Source organism: Nonomuraea sp. MTCD27 (assembly GCF_041950495.1).
Lineage (GTDB): Bacteria > Actinomycetota > Actinomycetes > Streptosporangiales > Streptosporangiaceae > Nonomuraea.
Genome location: NZ_JBGNUW010000024.1, coordinates 139956 through 153095, shown reverse-complemented (window position 1 = coordinate 153095; position 13140 = coordinate 139956). Strand labels below are relative to the sequence as shown.

Below are 13140 nucleotides of genomic sequence, written 5' to 3'. Positions count from 1 at the left end.
GGGAGAACGACCGACGATGGTTAAGGACGGCAACAACGGGGCGGCCGAGTTCCTTCCCGACCGGCTCGACCTCGATTCCCTGCGCAAGGCCGCCGCCCGCTGCGAGGGATGCGACCTCTACCGGAACGCCACGCAGACCGTGTTCGGCGAGGGCCCGCGGCGGGCGAGGTTCATGCTGGTGGGCGAGCAGCCGGGAGACCAGGAGGACCGCCAGGGGCATCCGTTCGTGGGGCCGGCGGGCCGCATTCTGGACAAAGGGCTGGAAGAGGCCGGGATCTCGCGTGACGACGTCTATCTCACGAACGCCGTCAAGCACTTCTCTTTCACGCCACGGGGTAAAAGACGCATTCACCAGAAGCCGACGGCCGGCGAGATCGACGCCTGCCATCCATGGCTCGGCGCGGAGCTGGCCGTGGTGCGGCCGGAGGTGATCGTGGTGCTCGGCGCGACGGCGGCCAGGTCGCTGCTGGGGAGGGAGTTCCGGGTCACGCAGCACCGGGGCGAGCCGGTGCCGCTCGGGGAGGCGCTCGCGGTGGCGACCGTGCACCCGTCCGCCGTGCTGCGCGCGCCCGACAGGGACGAGGCGTACGCGAGCTTCCTGGCCGACCTCCAGGCGGCCGCCAGGGTCGCCTAGCGCGCCCGGTAGTTCCGGAAGCCGGCCACCGACAGCCCCACGACCAGCACGGTCACGGCGCACGCGAGGCCGCCGCCCACCCACGCGCCCGTCAGCCCGAACGCGGTCGCGGTGGCTCCGGCCCGCAGCTCGCCCAGGCGCGGCCCGCCGGCCACGACCACCATGAACGCGCCCTGCATCCGCCCGCGCATCTCGTCCGGCGCGTACAGCTGCAGGATCGACTGCCGCCAGACCGAGGAGATGACGTCGGCCACCCCGCCGACGGCCATGAACAGCACCACGAGCCAGAGCTCGTGCGCGAGCCCGGCGGCGGCCACGGCCAGGCCCCAGATGGCGATGACGATCGACAGCGCCACCCCCTGCCGCCTGACCCGGCCGACCCAGCCGGAGAACAGCGCGCCGGCGACCGAGCCGATGGCCATGGCGGAGGTCATCCAGCCGAGCGCCTCCATCGAGCCGCCGAACCGCACGGCGGTCAGCTCGGGGAAGAGCGCCCGCGGCATGGCGAACACCATCGCGATGATGTCCACGACGAACGACATCAGCAGCACCGGGCTCCTGACGACGAAGCTCAGCCCCTCAACCACGGCCCGGGCCCCCGGGCGCGTCACTTCGCCCAGCGGGGGCAGTGAGGGCAGTCTGAGCGCCGCGTAGAGGCTGCCGGCGAACAACAGGGCGTCCACCGCGTACGCGGCCGGGAAGCCGCCGTTCCCGAGCAGGACCGCGCCCACCATCGGCCCCGCCACCGCGCCGATGCTGTAGACGAGCGAGTTGAGCGCGTTGGCGGCGGGCACCAGCTCCGGCTCCAGGATCCGGGGGATGATCGCGCCCCTGGTGGGGCCGGTGATGGCGAAGCCGGTGGAGTTCAGCGCGACCGCGAGGAAGATCAGGTGGATGTTGTTCAGACCGAGCAGGGCCTGGACGAGGATGAACAGGGTGGCCGCCCAGGCGACCAGCGAGCCGGCGATGAGCAGCTTGCGCCGGTCCACGGCGTCCGCGACGGCCCCGCCCCACAGGCCGAAGACGATCAGCGGGATCAGGTTGGCCAGGCCGAGCAGGCCGACGTAGAACGAGGAGTGGGTGAGCTCGAAGACCTGCTGCCCGACCGCCACGACGGTCACGCCGACGCCGACGTGCGACACGGCCTGGCCCAGCCAGATCCGGCGGTACGCGGGAACGCCCAGCGGCCGGGTGTCTACGAGATGACGCTTGACCAGCTCCCCGAATGCCACTTAGAGAACATTAAGGGGCAAGTCTCTCCACAACCCACCCGGGTCGCGTACGCCGGTAGCGCAGCCTGTCGTGCATCCGGTCGAGCTGCCCCTGCCAGAACTCCAGCTCCATCGGGACGACCCGGAAGCCTCCCCAGAAGTCGGGCACCGGCGGATTCTCCGGCCAGCGCGCCGCCAGCTCCTCGTAGCGGGCGTCCAGCTCCTCCCTGGAACGCACGACCGCCGACTGCCGCGAGGCCCACGCCCCGATGCGCGAGCCGTACGGGCGGGAGTCGAAGTATTCGGCCGACTCCTCGTGGGAGATCCGCATGACGGTGCCCTCGACGCGCACCTGGCGGCGCACCGGGTGCCAGGGGAACAGCAGCGAGGCGCGGGGGTTCTCGGCCAGGTCGCGGCCCTTGCGCGACTCGTAGTTGGTGTAGAAGACGAATCCGCGTTCGTCGTAGCCCTTGAGCAGGACCGTCCTGGCGCTCGGGCGGCCGCCCGCCGAGGCGGTGGCCAGGACCATGGCGTTGGGTTCGGGCAGGCCGGCGTCGAGTGCCTCCTGGAACCAGGTGGCGAATTGCGCGATGGGGTCGGACGCGAGGTCTGATTCGAGCAGCGGCTCGCCCTCGTACGTACGGCGAAGCCCCGCCAACGTGGGCGGGCGCGGGGTGGCATCCACGAGACGGTATTCTTGCGCGCTTGCGTGGTAGATCCCATGCACCGCTCCCCACCAGCGGGTTTGGCTCAACGGCGGGTCCCGAGACCGACCATGACCTGGGAGGGGGTTAAATTGACCCGCCGGTATCTCGACATCAAGGCATTGCCCAAACATGGCAACAGAAGGGGAGGCGGCCGAGTATGTCCGACTTCAAACCCGGGCTCGAAGGCGTTGTGGCTTTCGAAACCGAGATCGCGGAACCGGACAAAGAAGGGGGCGCCCTTCGATACCGGGGCGTCGACATCGAGGAGCTGGTCGGCCGAGTCCCGTTCGGGGCCGTGTGGGGCCTGCTGGTCGACAACACGTTCCAGCCGGGTCTACCCCCGGCGGAGCCGTACCCCATTCCTGTCCATTCTGGTGACATCCGCGTAGACGTGCAGAGCGCGCTGGCCATGCTGGCTCCGGCCTACGGCTTCAAGCCCCTGCTCGACATCAGTGACCAAGAGGCCCGCGACCAGCTCGCCCGCGCCTCGGTGATGGCCCTCTCCTTCGTCGCGCAGTCCGCGCGCGGACTGGGCCTGCCGATGGTGCCGCAGAGCCGGGTGGACGAGGCCAAGACCATCGTCGAACGCTTCATGATCCGCTGGCGCGGTGAGCCCGATCCCAAGCACGTCAAGGCCATCGACGCCTACTGGACCTCCGCGGCCGAGCACGGCATGAACGCCTCGACGTTCACCGCCCGCGTCATCGCCTCCACCGGCGCCGACGTGGCCGCCGCGCTCTCCGGCGCCGTCGGCGCCATGTCGGGCCCGCTGCACGGCGGCGCCCCGGCCCGCGTCCTGCACATGATCGAGGGCGTCGAGCAGCTCGGCGACGCCAAGAAGTACGTCCAGAGCGAGCTCGACAAGGGCAACCGGCTCATGGGCTTCGGCCACCGCGTCTACCGCGCCGAGGACCCGCGCGCCCGCGTGCTCCGGCGGACCGCCAAGGAGCTCGACGCGCCTCGCTACGAGGTCGCGGCGGCGCTGGAGCAGGCCGCGCTGGAGGAGCTGCACGCGCGCAAGCCCGACCGGGTGCTGGCCACCAACGTCGAGTACTGGGCGGCCGTCGTCCTGGACTTCGCCGAGGTTCCCTCCCACATGTTCACCTCGATGTTCACCTGCGCCCGCACGGCCGGCTGGGCCGCGCACGTCCTGGAGCAGAAGCGCACGGGCCGGCTCGTCCGCCCCAGCGCCAACTACACCGGCCCCGCCTCGCGCCCGCTCAGCGAGGTGCCGGGCGCCGACGAGGTCGTCGGCAAATACTGATCCACTGATCCCCCCGAAACGGCTACCGCGCGGCCACCCCGCCCCGCGGTAGCCGTTTCGCTTTCCCGGGCTGAAAAGCACTAGGGGAAAGTGGTTCCTTGACCGCCTCCGGTCAAGGGCACAGCCTGACGGCAGGCACCCCCCCAGCCCTCCCACCAGCAGGCACGTCGGCGTTCGCCTGCCTTCCTCCGGTGGGAGGTCAGTAAGGAGGCACGTCATGACGAAGCCCTTATCCGGGCCCTCCTCCGGACCCCCCTCCGGCATGACCAGGCGCGGCTTCCTCACGGGTGTGGGAGCCGGGGCCGCCGCCCTGACGCTCACCCCCGCCGAAGCCCTCGCCAAGGTCGTCACGGTACGCGCGGGTGGCCTGGCCACCTCCCCCGACAGGTTCGGACGGGTCTTCAACCTGGCCCCGTTCGCCGACTTCAACGCGCCCAGCCTGAGGCCGGCGCTGATGGAGATGGGCCGCCCCGGCGGCCTGGTCGACGCCAGGGACCCGCTGCAGGAGGGGCCGATCCGGCTGATCACCAACCCCGAGCTCAGCCCGAACAACCTCGACAACGCCGCGCACACCGCGGGCGTGACGTTCTTCGGCCAGTTCGTCGACCACGACATGACCTTCGACGAGGCCTCGCCCCTGGGCGTCCCCACCGCGCCGGAGCAGTCGGCCAACACCAGGACGCCGGCCTTCGACCTCGACAGCGTCTACGGCCGCGGCCCGGCCGCGGACCCGCAGTTCTACGACCCCGCCGACACCGCCAAGTTCCGCCTGGAGAGCGGCGGCCGGTTCGAGGACGTGCCGCGCAGGTCGAACCGTACGGCGATCATCGCCGACCCGCGCAACGACGAGAACCTCATCATCAGCGGCATGCACGCCGCCTTCCTGCGCTTCCACAACCGGGTGGTCGACCACCTGCGCGCCTCGGGGCAGCAGGGCAACGTGTTCGAGGCCGCCAGGCAGCAGGTCAGGTGGCACTACCAGTGGCTGGTGCTCAGGGAGTTCCTCCCGCTGATCATCGGCCAGAGCGCGGTCAACGACATCCTCACCAACGGCCGGCGCTTCTACCGGCCGGCCGCCGGCCAGCAGTTCATGCCCGTCGAGTTCCAGGGCGCGGCCTACCGGTTCGGGCACAGCATGGTCAGGCCGTCCTACCGCGCCAACCTCGCGGGCAACCCCGACGGCACGCCGTTCTTCGGCTTCATCTTCGACCCCGCCGGACAGGGCCAGAGCGACCCCGTGGACCTGCGCGGCGGGGCCAGGGCGCCCAGGCGCTTCATCGGCTGGCAGACGTTCTTCGACTTCGGCGACGGCGAGGTGCGGCCGAACAAGCGCATCGACACCAAGCTGTCCACGCCGCTGTTCAACCTGCCGCTGAGCGCGATCCCGTCCGCCGACCCGCCGACGTCGCTCGCGCAGCGCAACCTCCTGCGGCACATCACCTGGTCGATGCCGTCCGGGCAGAACCTCGCCCGCGCCATCGGCGTACCGGCCCTGGAGGCCCAGCACTTCCCCGAGCTGCAGGCGATCGGGCACGGCCTGCCCTCCAGCACCCCGCTCTGGTACTACGTGCTCAAGGAGGCCGAGGTCCTGGCCGGCGGCGCCCGGATGGCCGGGGTGGGCGCGCGGATCGTGGGCGAGGTCTTCATCGGGCTGCTGCAGCTCGACCCGAGCTCCTTCCTCGCCACCAACCCGTCCTGGCGGCCCACGCTGCCGCGCCGCTCGGGCGGGACCGGTGACTTCCGGATGGTGGACCTGCTCACGTTCGCCCGGGTGGATCCGGCGAGCCGGGGCCAGTGACCTCCGGGACCGCCGCCACCAGGCCGGCGCGGTAGGCGTTGGTCAGCGCCTCCGACCGGTTGCGCGCGCCGAGCTTCCTGAACAGGCGCGCCCGGGTGCTCTCCACGGTCTTGCTCGCGATGCCGAGCAGGCGGGCGGTCTGCCTGATGGTGTGGCCGCGGGCGATCGAGGCTAGGACCTCGCGCTCGCGGCCGGTCAGCCTCGGTACGGGGCTCAGCCACCGCCACATGCCCGCCCCCACCACCACGTACTCCCTGGCCACCAGCTCCAGCACCGCGCACAGGAGCTCGGGCACGTCGCGCAGCCACAGCACGGCGTACGCGCCGCGCGCGACGGCGTCCGTCACCATGGCCGGCTCGGGCGGCATGGTGGGCACGGCGACCGCACGGGCGCCGAGGCCGGCGGGCAGCGCCCAGTCCGCCGGCACGGGGTCCACGAGCACCGCGGTGAACCGGGCCCCGAGCCAGCCCTGCTCCTCCTCGTCGTACGGCAGCGCGTCCCGCACGGCCGCCAGCGCCTGCCCGGCCCCGAGCAGCGCCCGCGTCACCATCTCGACGGCCAGCAGGCACCTGGCGTGCACGACCACCAGCTCCCGCCCGCGGACGAGCTCCGCGCGCGACGCCTGGCCGGGCGGCCCGATCAGCCCGAGCCCCCGGAGCACCGCCTGCCCCTGCCCGACGACGCCGAGCTTGCGGTAGATGCGCCGCCGGTGGTTCTCCACCGCGCAGCGGGAGACGCTCAGGAGGTCCGCGATCTCCTGAGCGCTGTGGCCTGAACCGGTCAGGGAGAGGATCTCCAGCTCTCTGGCGGTGAGGACGTCAGTGTCATCCATGTCCATCACGGCCCATCACGCCTCGGGCGACTTGTCAGGAAAGTGAGACTCCCTGAGCGGTTAGTCAAGTCCTCGCCCATGCCCGGCCCGCTGACCTGGCATCGTTTGCGAAACTTTCACGGGTCTCATCATCCGGACCGGGTTCAAGCCATTCCACGCAGGTCGGTAGGCTCCGTTACGTGGCTGACATCGTTATTCCCGCTGACATCAAGCCCGCCGACGGCCGATTCGGCTGCGGGCCCTCGAAGGTTCGCACCGAGCAGCTGGCCGCTCTCGCCGCCTCCGGCGCGAGCCTGATGGGCACCTCCCATCGCCAGAAGCCGGTCAAGAACCTGGTCGGCCGCGTGCGATCCGGCCTGGCCGACCTGTTCTCGCTGCCTGAGGGCTACCAGGTCGTGCTGGGCAACGGCGGCACCACCGCGTTCTGGGACATCGCCGCGTTCGGGCTGATCCGCGAGAAGTCCCAGCACCTGTCGTTCGGCGAGTTCTCCTCGAAGTTCGCCGCGGTCACCAAGAAGGCTCCCTGGCTGGCCGAGCCGAGCGTGATCAAGGCCGAGGTCGGCACCCACCCGGTCGCGGTCGCCGAGGACGGCGTGGACGCCTACGCGCTGACCCACAACGAGACCTCGACCGGCGTGGCCATGCCGATCACCCGCGTGGGCGGCGACGACGCGCTGGTGCTGGTCGACGCCACCTCCGGCGCCGGCGGCCTGCCCGTCGACCTCGCCGAGACCGACGTCTACTACTTCGCGCCGCAGAAGAGCTTCGCCTCCGACGGCGGCCTGTGGATCGCGATCATGTCGCCGCGCGCCCTGGCCAGGGTCGAGGAGATCGCCGCGAGCGGCCGCTACGTGCCGGAGTTCTTCAGCCTGCCGGTCGCGATCGACAACTCCGGCAAGGACCAGACCTACAACACCCCGGCCGTGGCCACGCTGTTCCTGCTGGCCGACCAGCTCGACTGGATGAACGGCAACGGCGGCCTGGCCTGGACCACCGCCCGCACGGCCGACTCCAGCTCGCGCCTCTACACGTGGGCGGAGAAGACCTCCTACACCACGCCGTTCGCCGCGCCCGAGTTCCGCTCGCAGGTGGTCGGCACGATCGACTTCTCCGACGAGGTCGACGCCGCGGCCGTGGCCAAGGCGCTGCGCGCCAACGGCATCGTCGACACCGAGCCCTACCGCAAGCTGGGCCGCAACCAGTTGCGCATCGCGATGTTCCCGGCCATCGACCCGGCCGACATCGAGGCGCTGACGGTCTGCGTCGACTACGTGGTCGAGCGCCTCTAGTCCGCCTTCCGGCCCGTCCTGCGGGCCAGCTCGTCGAGGAGCGCGAGCGCGTCCGCCTCCTCGACGCTCCGCGCGAACCTGGCCAGCACCGGCAACCTGTCGGTGCTGGCCTCGAGTGCTTCCAGCATGAGCGCGGTGACGTGCTCGTCCCTCGACCGCACCGCCGCGTAGCGGAAGGCGTTGCGGTACGGCGTGCGTACGAGCAGGCCCTTCTTCACCAGCCGCTCGGCCACGGTCTGGACCGTGGTGTAGGCGAGCTCGCGCTCCTCGTTGAGCTTCGCCAGGAGCTCCCTGACGCGCATCGGCTTCCCGGCATCCCACAACGCGTTCATGACGGCGTGTTCCAGGGATCCCAGGTTCGCCAACTCACATCCCTCCGGCTCGACGAGTAGGAAACATTCTTGCCCGACAAGTTGCGATTCGGCCAGGGGACCGGACGGCCGAAGAGCCTCGGCTATCTGATGTTCGCCAGCCGCTGGCTCCAGGTCCCGCTCTATCTGGGCCTCATCGTGGCCCAGGCCGTCTACGTCTGGCAGTTCGCGTTAGAGCTCTGGCACCTGATCGAGACGGTCTTCCTGCACCAGCCGAGCGCGCAGGCCGTGCCCTCCCCCGAGGTCGTGGTCATGCTCACGGTCCTGGCGCTCATCGACGTGGTGATGATCTCCAACCTGCTGATCATGGTGATCATCGGGGGTTACGAGACGTTCGTCTCGCGTATCGACCTCAACGACCACCCGGACGAGCCGGAGTGGCTCTCCCACGTCAACGCGAACGTCCTGAAGGTCAAGCTGGCCACGGCGATCATCGGGATCTCGTCGGTGCATCTGCTGCAGACGTTCATCCGCGCGCAGACGACGCCCAACGACAAGATCATGTGGCAGACGCTCATCCACCTGGCGTTCGTGGCCTCGGCCGTGGGCCTGGCCTACATCGACCGCCTGCTGTCCACCTCACCGGCCGAGCACACCCGGCCACACCTGTAGGCCCCCGCTCCCCGCCGCACTCCGGCGGGGACTTTTCGTGGAAGGGGAACGCGCCCCCGGTCAGTAGGGGTAGGCGGTCCTCGACGGGGGCAGCTCGCGCTTCTTGCGGCGCAGCAGCCAGGCGGACACCACGCCGCCGATGAGGCCGAACAGGTGTCCCTGCCAGGAGATGCCCTGCTGGTTCGGCAGCAGGCCCGCCAGGATCCCCCAGTAGGCCACGCCCACGCCGATGCCGATCGCGATGTCGAGCAGGCTGCGGTCGAACAGGCCGCGGGCCAGGATGTAGCCGAAGTAGCCGAACACCAGGCCGCTCGCCCCGACCGTGTAGACGCCCGGGCTGGTCGCCCAGGTGCCCAGGCCGCCGATGAGGATGATCAGCACGCTGGCCCACAGGAACTTACGCAGGTCGCGCAGCCCGGCCAGGAAGCCCAGGATCAGCAGCGGCACCGAGTTGGCCATGAGGTGCCCGAAGCCGCCGTGCAGGAACGGCGCGAAGACGATGCCGATCAGCCCGTCGGGATCCCAGCCCACGATGCCGAACTGGTAGTCCAGCGCGCCGTTGAGGAAGAAGTCGACACCCTCGACGACCCACATCACGGCGAGCATGCCGACCACGATGATGAGCGCGCTGAGCGCACCGGAAAGCAGGGCTCCGGCGCCGCGCTTGGCAGACTCGAACCTGGAACCCGAATAGTCGCTCATGCGCTCTCCCGGTAGTTCGTCTCCTCTTTCTTTACCGTAACCAGGAAGAGCTATGCGCGCGTTAAAGAGTCCCCTCCCGTTTCCTGGGGGAAGACGGGAGGGGGCCGGTCATTCGCCCTTCCACTGGGGCGCGCGCTTCTCGGCGAAAGCCGCTGCGCCCTCCATGGCGTCCTTCGAGCCGAAGACCGGGTTGATGATCGCGGCCTGCTTCTTGAACATCTCCTCCAGCGACCAGTCCTGCGACTCGACGACCACTCTCTTGGTCGCGACGAGCGCCAGCGGGGCGTTGGCGGCGATCTTGCGGGCCAGCTCCAGCGCGCCTTCGAGCGCGGCGCCGGGCTCGGTGATCCGGTTGACCAGGCCGAGCTCGTACAGGCGGGAGGCCGGGTAGTGGTCACCGGTCAGGGCCATCTCCATGGCCACGTGGTACGGGATCCGCCGCGGCAGCCGCATGATGCCGCCCGCCCCCGCCACCAGCCCGCGCTTGGGCTCCGGCAGCCCGAACGTGGACTCCGCCGACGCCACGATCACGTCGCAGGCCAGAGCCAGCTCGAACCCGCCCGCCAGCGCGTATCCCTCCACGGCGGCCACCAGCGGCTTCTTCGGCGGCGCCTCGGTCAGCCCGCCGAAGCCGCGGCCCTCCACCACCGGGAAGTCGCCTGTCAGGAACCCCTTGAGGTCCATCCCCGCGCTGAACGTGCCGCCCGCGCCGGTCAGGACGTAAGCGGAAATGTCGGGGCGGGCGTCCAGCGTGTCCAGCGCCTCGACGATCCCCCTCGCCACCGCCCCGTTGACGGCGTTGCGCGCCTTGGGGCGGTTGATGGTGAGGATCGCGACCCTGCCCGATCCTTCGCCGGACTCTTCGACGAGCACTTCGTCAGACACTGGACCTCACTTGGGCTGGAAACGGATGCCGCCGTCGAAGCGGATGACCTCGGCGTTCATGTAGTCGTTCTCGACCAGCGACCTGACCAGGTGCGCGAACTCGTCGGCCCGTCCCATGCGCTTGGGGAAGACCACCGGCGCGATCAGCTTGGCCTTGAACTCGTCGGCGTTGGCCGAGAAGCCGTAGATCGGGGTGTCGATGATGCCGGGGCAGATCGTGTTCACGCGTACGCCGATCGCCGCCAGGTCGCGCGCCGCGGGCACCGTCATGCCCACGATGCCGCCCTTGGAGGCCGAGTACGCGAGCTGCCCCGTCTGCCCTTCCAGCGCCGCCACGGAGGCCGTGTTGATCACCACGCCGCGCTGCCCGTCGGCGTCGGCCGGCTCGGTCTTGGCGATGGCCGCCGCGGCGATGCGCATGAGGTTGAACGTGCCGATCAGGTTGACCTCGATGACCTTGCGGTAGGAGGCCGGGTTGTGCGGGTTGCCGTCGCGGTTGACCGTGCGCTCGGCCCAGCCGATGCCGGCGCTGTTCACGACCACCCTCAGCGGCTTGCCGGTGGCGACGGCGGCGTCCACGGCCGCCTGCACCTGCTCGTCGTCCGACACGTCGGTCCTGGCGAAGACCCCGCCGAGCTCGTCGGCCACGGCCTTGCCGCGCTCCTCGTTGAGGTCCGCCACGACCACGGTGGCGCCGGCGCGGGCCAGCTCGCGGGCCGTGGCCTCGCCGAGGCCGCTGGCGCCGCCGGAGATGATTGCTGCAGATCCGTTCACGTCCATAGACCGGACCCTAACCCGCAGACCGAATGAAGTTCTACTCGGGGGCGGTTAAATCTCACCCACGGCGGTGTCCACGTCGGAGTACACCTTGATGCGCCGGTCCAGCCCCGTCGTGCGGAGGATGCGGGCCACGGGCGCCTGGGGCGCCGCCAGCGACACGCCTCCGCCCTCTCCCGTCGCCAGCCGCCAGGCCTCGATCAGCACCGACAGGCCGCTGGAGTCCATGAACGACAGCTGCTGCAGATCGAGCACGAGCCTGGCGCCGTCCTGCTTGATGGCGTCACGCACCTCGTCGCGCAGGAACGGTGCGGTGAACAGGTCAAGCTCACCCTCGACGGCCACCACCACGGCATCGCCCAGGGCGTGTCGCGCAAGCCGCAGCTTCATTGGCCCCTCCTCGATGAGCCACTGTACTTCGACATCCCCGGATAGCGGGCATGCACAAACTACGAAAAGTCGGATGCAGGAGGACAAGGCGGGCGTAAACGCGTACCAAACGCCCCGTCAAGAACCATGCTCCGGGTTTCTACCCATCTCAGCACCCGATGCCTCCGCACCGGGGCCACCTCACCCAGCCGGGATCGCGAAGCCGTACGGGAGCTCCAGGCGATGCCGGCCCAGCAGCTCCGCGTCGGCCAGCAGGTCGCGCGTGGGCCCGTCCGCGGCGATCACGCCGTCGGAGAGGATGAGCGCGCGTTCGCACAGCTCCAGCGCGTACGGGAGGTCGTGCGTGACCATGAGCACCGTCACGTCCAGGGAGCGCAGGATCTCCGCCAGCTCCCTACGCGCGGCCGGGTCGAGGTTGGACGAGGGCTCGTCGAGCACCAGGATCTCGGGGGCCATCGCCAGCACCGTCGCCACCGCCACCCTGCGGCGCTGCCCGAACGACAGGTGGTGCGGCGGCCGGTCGGCGGCCTCCAGCATGCCCACCCGCTCCAGCGCGTCCTTGACCACCCGGTCCAGGTCCTCGCCCCGCAGGCCGGCGTTGGCCGGGCCGAAGGCGACGTCGTCGCGCACCGTGGGCATGAAGAGCTGGTCGTCGGGGTCCTGGAAGACCAGGCCGACGCGCTGCCTGATCTCCTTGAGCGTGTCCTTGCGCACCGGCGTGCCTGCCACGGTGACACTCCCGTGCCCGGCGGTGAGTATGCCGTTGAGATGCATGACGAGCGTGGTCTTGCCGGCGCCGTTGGGGCCGAGCAGGGCCACGCGCTCGCCGCGGGCTATCGACAGGTCCACGCCGAACAGCGCCTGCGTGCCGTCGGGGTAGGCGTACGCGAGCTGCCGGACTTCGAGAGAGTTCACCACGTCAGTCCCAATACTGCGAGGGCGATGGCGGGCAGGGCGAGAGCGATGCCCCATTGGCGTACAGACGCCGAAAAATCTTGAATTATCGGCATTTGGCCCGAGTATCCCCGGCTGAGCATCGCGAGGTGCACCCGCTCGCCCCGCTCGTACGACCGGATGAACAGCGCCCCGGCCGACCGGGCGATCACCGGAATGTGCCGGAAATTTCGTGCTTCGAACCCGCGAGACTCCCGGGCCACCCGCATCCGCCGCATCTCATCCATGATCACGTCCATGTACCTGAGCATGAACATGGCGATCTGCACCAGCAGGCTCGGCAGCCGCAGCCGCTGGGCCCCGATGAGGATCGTGCGCGGCTCCGTGGTGGCCGCCAGGAGGATGGAGGCGATCACCCCGAGCGTGGCCTTGGCCAGGATGTTCCACGCCGCCCAGAGGCCGGGCACGCTCAGCGAGAGCCCCAGCACCGTGGTCCGCTCCCCCAGCCCGATGACCGGGATGAGGAAGGCGAACAGCACGAAGGGCACCTCGATCACCATCCGCCGCAGCACGTACGTCACCGGCACCCGGGCCGCCACCGCGACACCGGCGAGCAGGACGGCGTACGCGGCGAAGGCCCAGAAGCGCTCGCGCGGCGTGGCCACCACCACGAGGGCGAAAGCGAAGATCGCCAGCAGCTTGCACTGCGGCGGCAACCGGTGCACGACCGAGTCGCCCGGCAGGTAGAGCTGGTGACGGTGCCCAGCGCCCACG

General features: G+C 70.1%; 15 protein-coding genes. 5 read left to right on the top strand and 10 right to left on the bottom strand.

What is annotated here, in order from left to right:
• Positions 1–16 precede the first annotated feature (16 nt).
• Positions 17–634, top strand: a complete 618-nt coding sequence (locus tag ACBJ59_RS49815) for a UdgX family uracil-DNA binding protein (protein ID WP_375117028.1) — start codon at positions 17–19, stop codon at positions 632–634.
• On the opposite strand, the gene ACBJ59_RS49810 is transcribed toward ACBJ59_RS49815, so the two are convergent.
• Together ACBJ59_RS49810 and pdxH are read right to left on the bottom strand one after the other, a co-directional pair.
• Complete coding sequence (locus tag ACBJ59_RS49810; RefSeq protein ID WP_375117027.1) at positions 631–1866, bottom strand: MFS transporter; 1236 nt, start codon at positions 1864–1866, stop codon at positions 631–633. The two genes, ACBJ59_RS49815 and ACBJ59_RS49810, sit on opposite strands and share 4 nt — an antisense overlap.
• A gap of 10 nt (positions 1867–1876) precedes the next feature.
• Positions 1877–2530 carry a pyridoxamine 5'-phosphate oxidase gene (gene pdxH / locus ACBJ59_RS49805; protein WP_375117026.1) on the bottom strand — a complete coding sequence of 218 codons (654 nt, stop codon included), beginning with the start codon at positions 2528–2530 and terminating at the stop codon, positions 1877–1879.
• A 179-nt stretch (positions 2531–2709) separates the two neighbouring features.
• On the opposite strand from pdxH, the gene ACBJ59_RS49800 reads away from it, so the two are divergent.
• Together ACBJ59_RS49800 and ACBJ59_RS49795 are read left to right on the top strand one after the other, a co-directional pair.
• Positions 2710–3816 (top strand): citrate synthase 2, encoded by a 1107-nt coding sequence (locus tag ACBJ59_RS49800; RefSeq protein WP_375117025.1) that lies wholly within the window; start codon positions 2710–2712, stop codon positions 3814–3816.
• A 217-nt stretch (positions 3817–4033) separates the two neighbouring features.
• A complete protein-coding gene (locus ACBJ59_RS49795) occupies positions 4034–5614 on the top strand; it encodes a heme peroxidase family protein (RefSeq protein ID WP_375117024.1) in 1581 nt (526 codons plus the stop codon).
• Here the strand turns inward: ACBJ59_RS49795 and ACBJ59_RS49790 are convergent.
• Positions 5574–6446 (bottom strand): LuxR C-terminal-related transcriptional regulator, encoded by an 873-nt coding sequence (locus tag ACBJ59_RS49790; RefSeq protein ID WP_375117023.1) that lies wholly within the window; start codon positions 6444–6446, stop codon positions 5574–5576. The two genes, ACBJ59_RS49795 and ACBJ59_RS49790, sit on opposite strands and share 41 nt — an antisense overlap.
• A gap of 179 nt (positions 6447–6625) precedes the next feature.
• Here ACBJ59_RS49790 and serC point away from each other — a divergent pair, with 179 nt between their 5' ends.
• Entirely contained in the window at positions 6626–7735 is a 1110-nt protein-coding gene (gene serC, locus ACBJ59_RS49785; protein ID WP_375117022.1) for a phosphoserine transaminase, read from the top strand.
• Here serC and ACBJ59_RS49780 read toward each other — a convergent pair.
• A complete protein-coding gene (locus ACBJ59_RS49780) occupies positions 7732–8100 on the bottom strand; it encodes a BlaI/MecI/CopY family transcriptional regulator (protein ID WP_375117021.1) in 369 nt (122 codons plus the stop codon). The genes serC and ACBJ59_RS49780 overlap by 4 nt on opposite strands.
• 36 nt (positions 8101–8136) lie before the next feature.
• On the opposite strand from ACBJ59_RS49780, the gene ACBJ59_RS49775 reads away from it, so the two are divergent.
• Positions 8137–8718, top strand: a complete 582-nt coding sequence (locus ACBJ59_RS49775; protein ID WP_375117020.1) for a TIGR00645 family protein — start codon at positions 8137–8139, stop codon at positions 8716–8718.
• A gap of 60 nt (positions 8719–8778) precedes the next feature.
• Here the strand turns inward: ACBJ59_RS49775 and ACBJ59_RS49770 are convergent, their stop codons facing one another.
• The 6 genes from ACBJ59_RS49770 to cbiQ form a co-directional block, all read right to left on the bottom strand.
• Entirely contained in the window at positions 8779–9420 is a 642-nt protein-coding gene (locus tag ACBJ59_RS49770; RefSeq protein ID WP_375117019.1) for a rhomboid family intramembrane serine protease, read from the bottom strand.
• A 108-nt stretch (positions 9421–9528) separates the two neighbouring features.
• Positions 9529–10305 carry a crotonase/enoyl-CoA hydratase family protein gene (locus tag ACBJ59_RS49765; RefSeq protein WP_375117018.1) on the bottom strand — a complete coding sequence of 259 codons (777 nt, stop codon included), beginning with the start codon at positions 10303–10305 and terminating at the stop codon, positions 9529–9531.
• A 6-nt stretch (positions 10306–10311) separates the two neighbouring features.
• Complete coding sequence (locus ACBJ59_RS49760) at positions 10312–11085, bottom strand: SDR family NAD(P)-dependent oxidoreductase (protein ID WP_364119636.1); 774 nt, start codon at positions 11083–11085, stop codon at positions 10312–10314.
• A 48-nt stretch (positions 11086–11133) separates the two neighbouring features.
• Complete coding sequence (locus tag ACBJ59_RS49755) at positions 11134–11472, bottom strand: STAS domain-containing protein (protein WP_043624827.1); 339 nt, start codon at positions 11470–11472, stop codon at positions 11134–11136.
• 180 nt (positions 11473–11652) lie between these two features.
• Positions 11653–12390 (bottom strand): energy-coupling factor ABC transporter ATP-binding protein, encoded by a 738-nt coding sequence (locus tag ACBJ59_RS49750; RefSeq protein WP_375117017.1) that lies wholly within the window; start codon positions 12388–12390, stop codon positions 11653–11655.
• The gene (cbiQ, locus tag ACBJ59_RS49745) at positions 12384–13139 is read right to left on the bottom strand and encodes a cobalt ECF transporter T component CbiQ (RefSeq protein WP_375117016.1); all 756 of its coding nucleotides are present in this window, start codon (positions 13137–13139) and stop codon (positions 12384–12386) included. Before cbiQ ends, ACBJ59_RS49750 begins: the two co-directional genes overlap by 7 nt.
• Position 13140 lies beyond the last annotated feature (1 nt).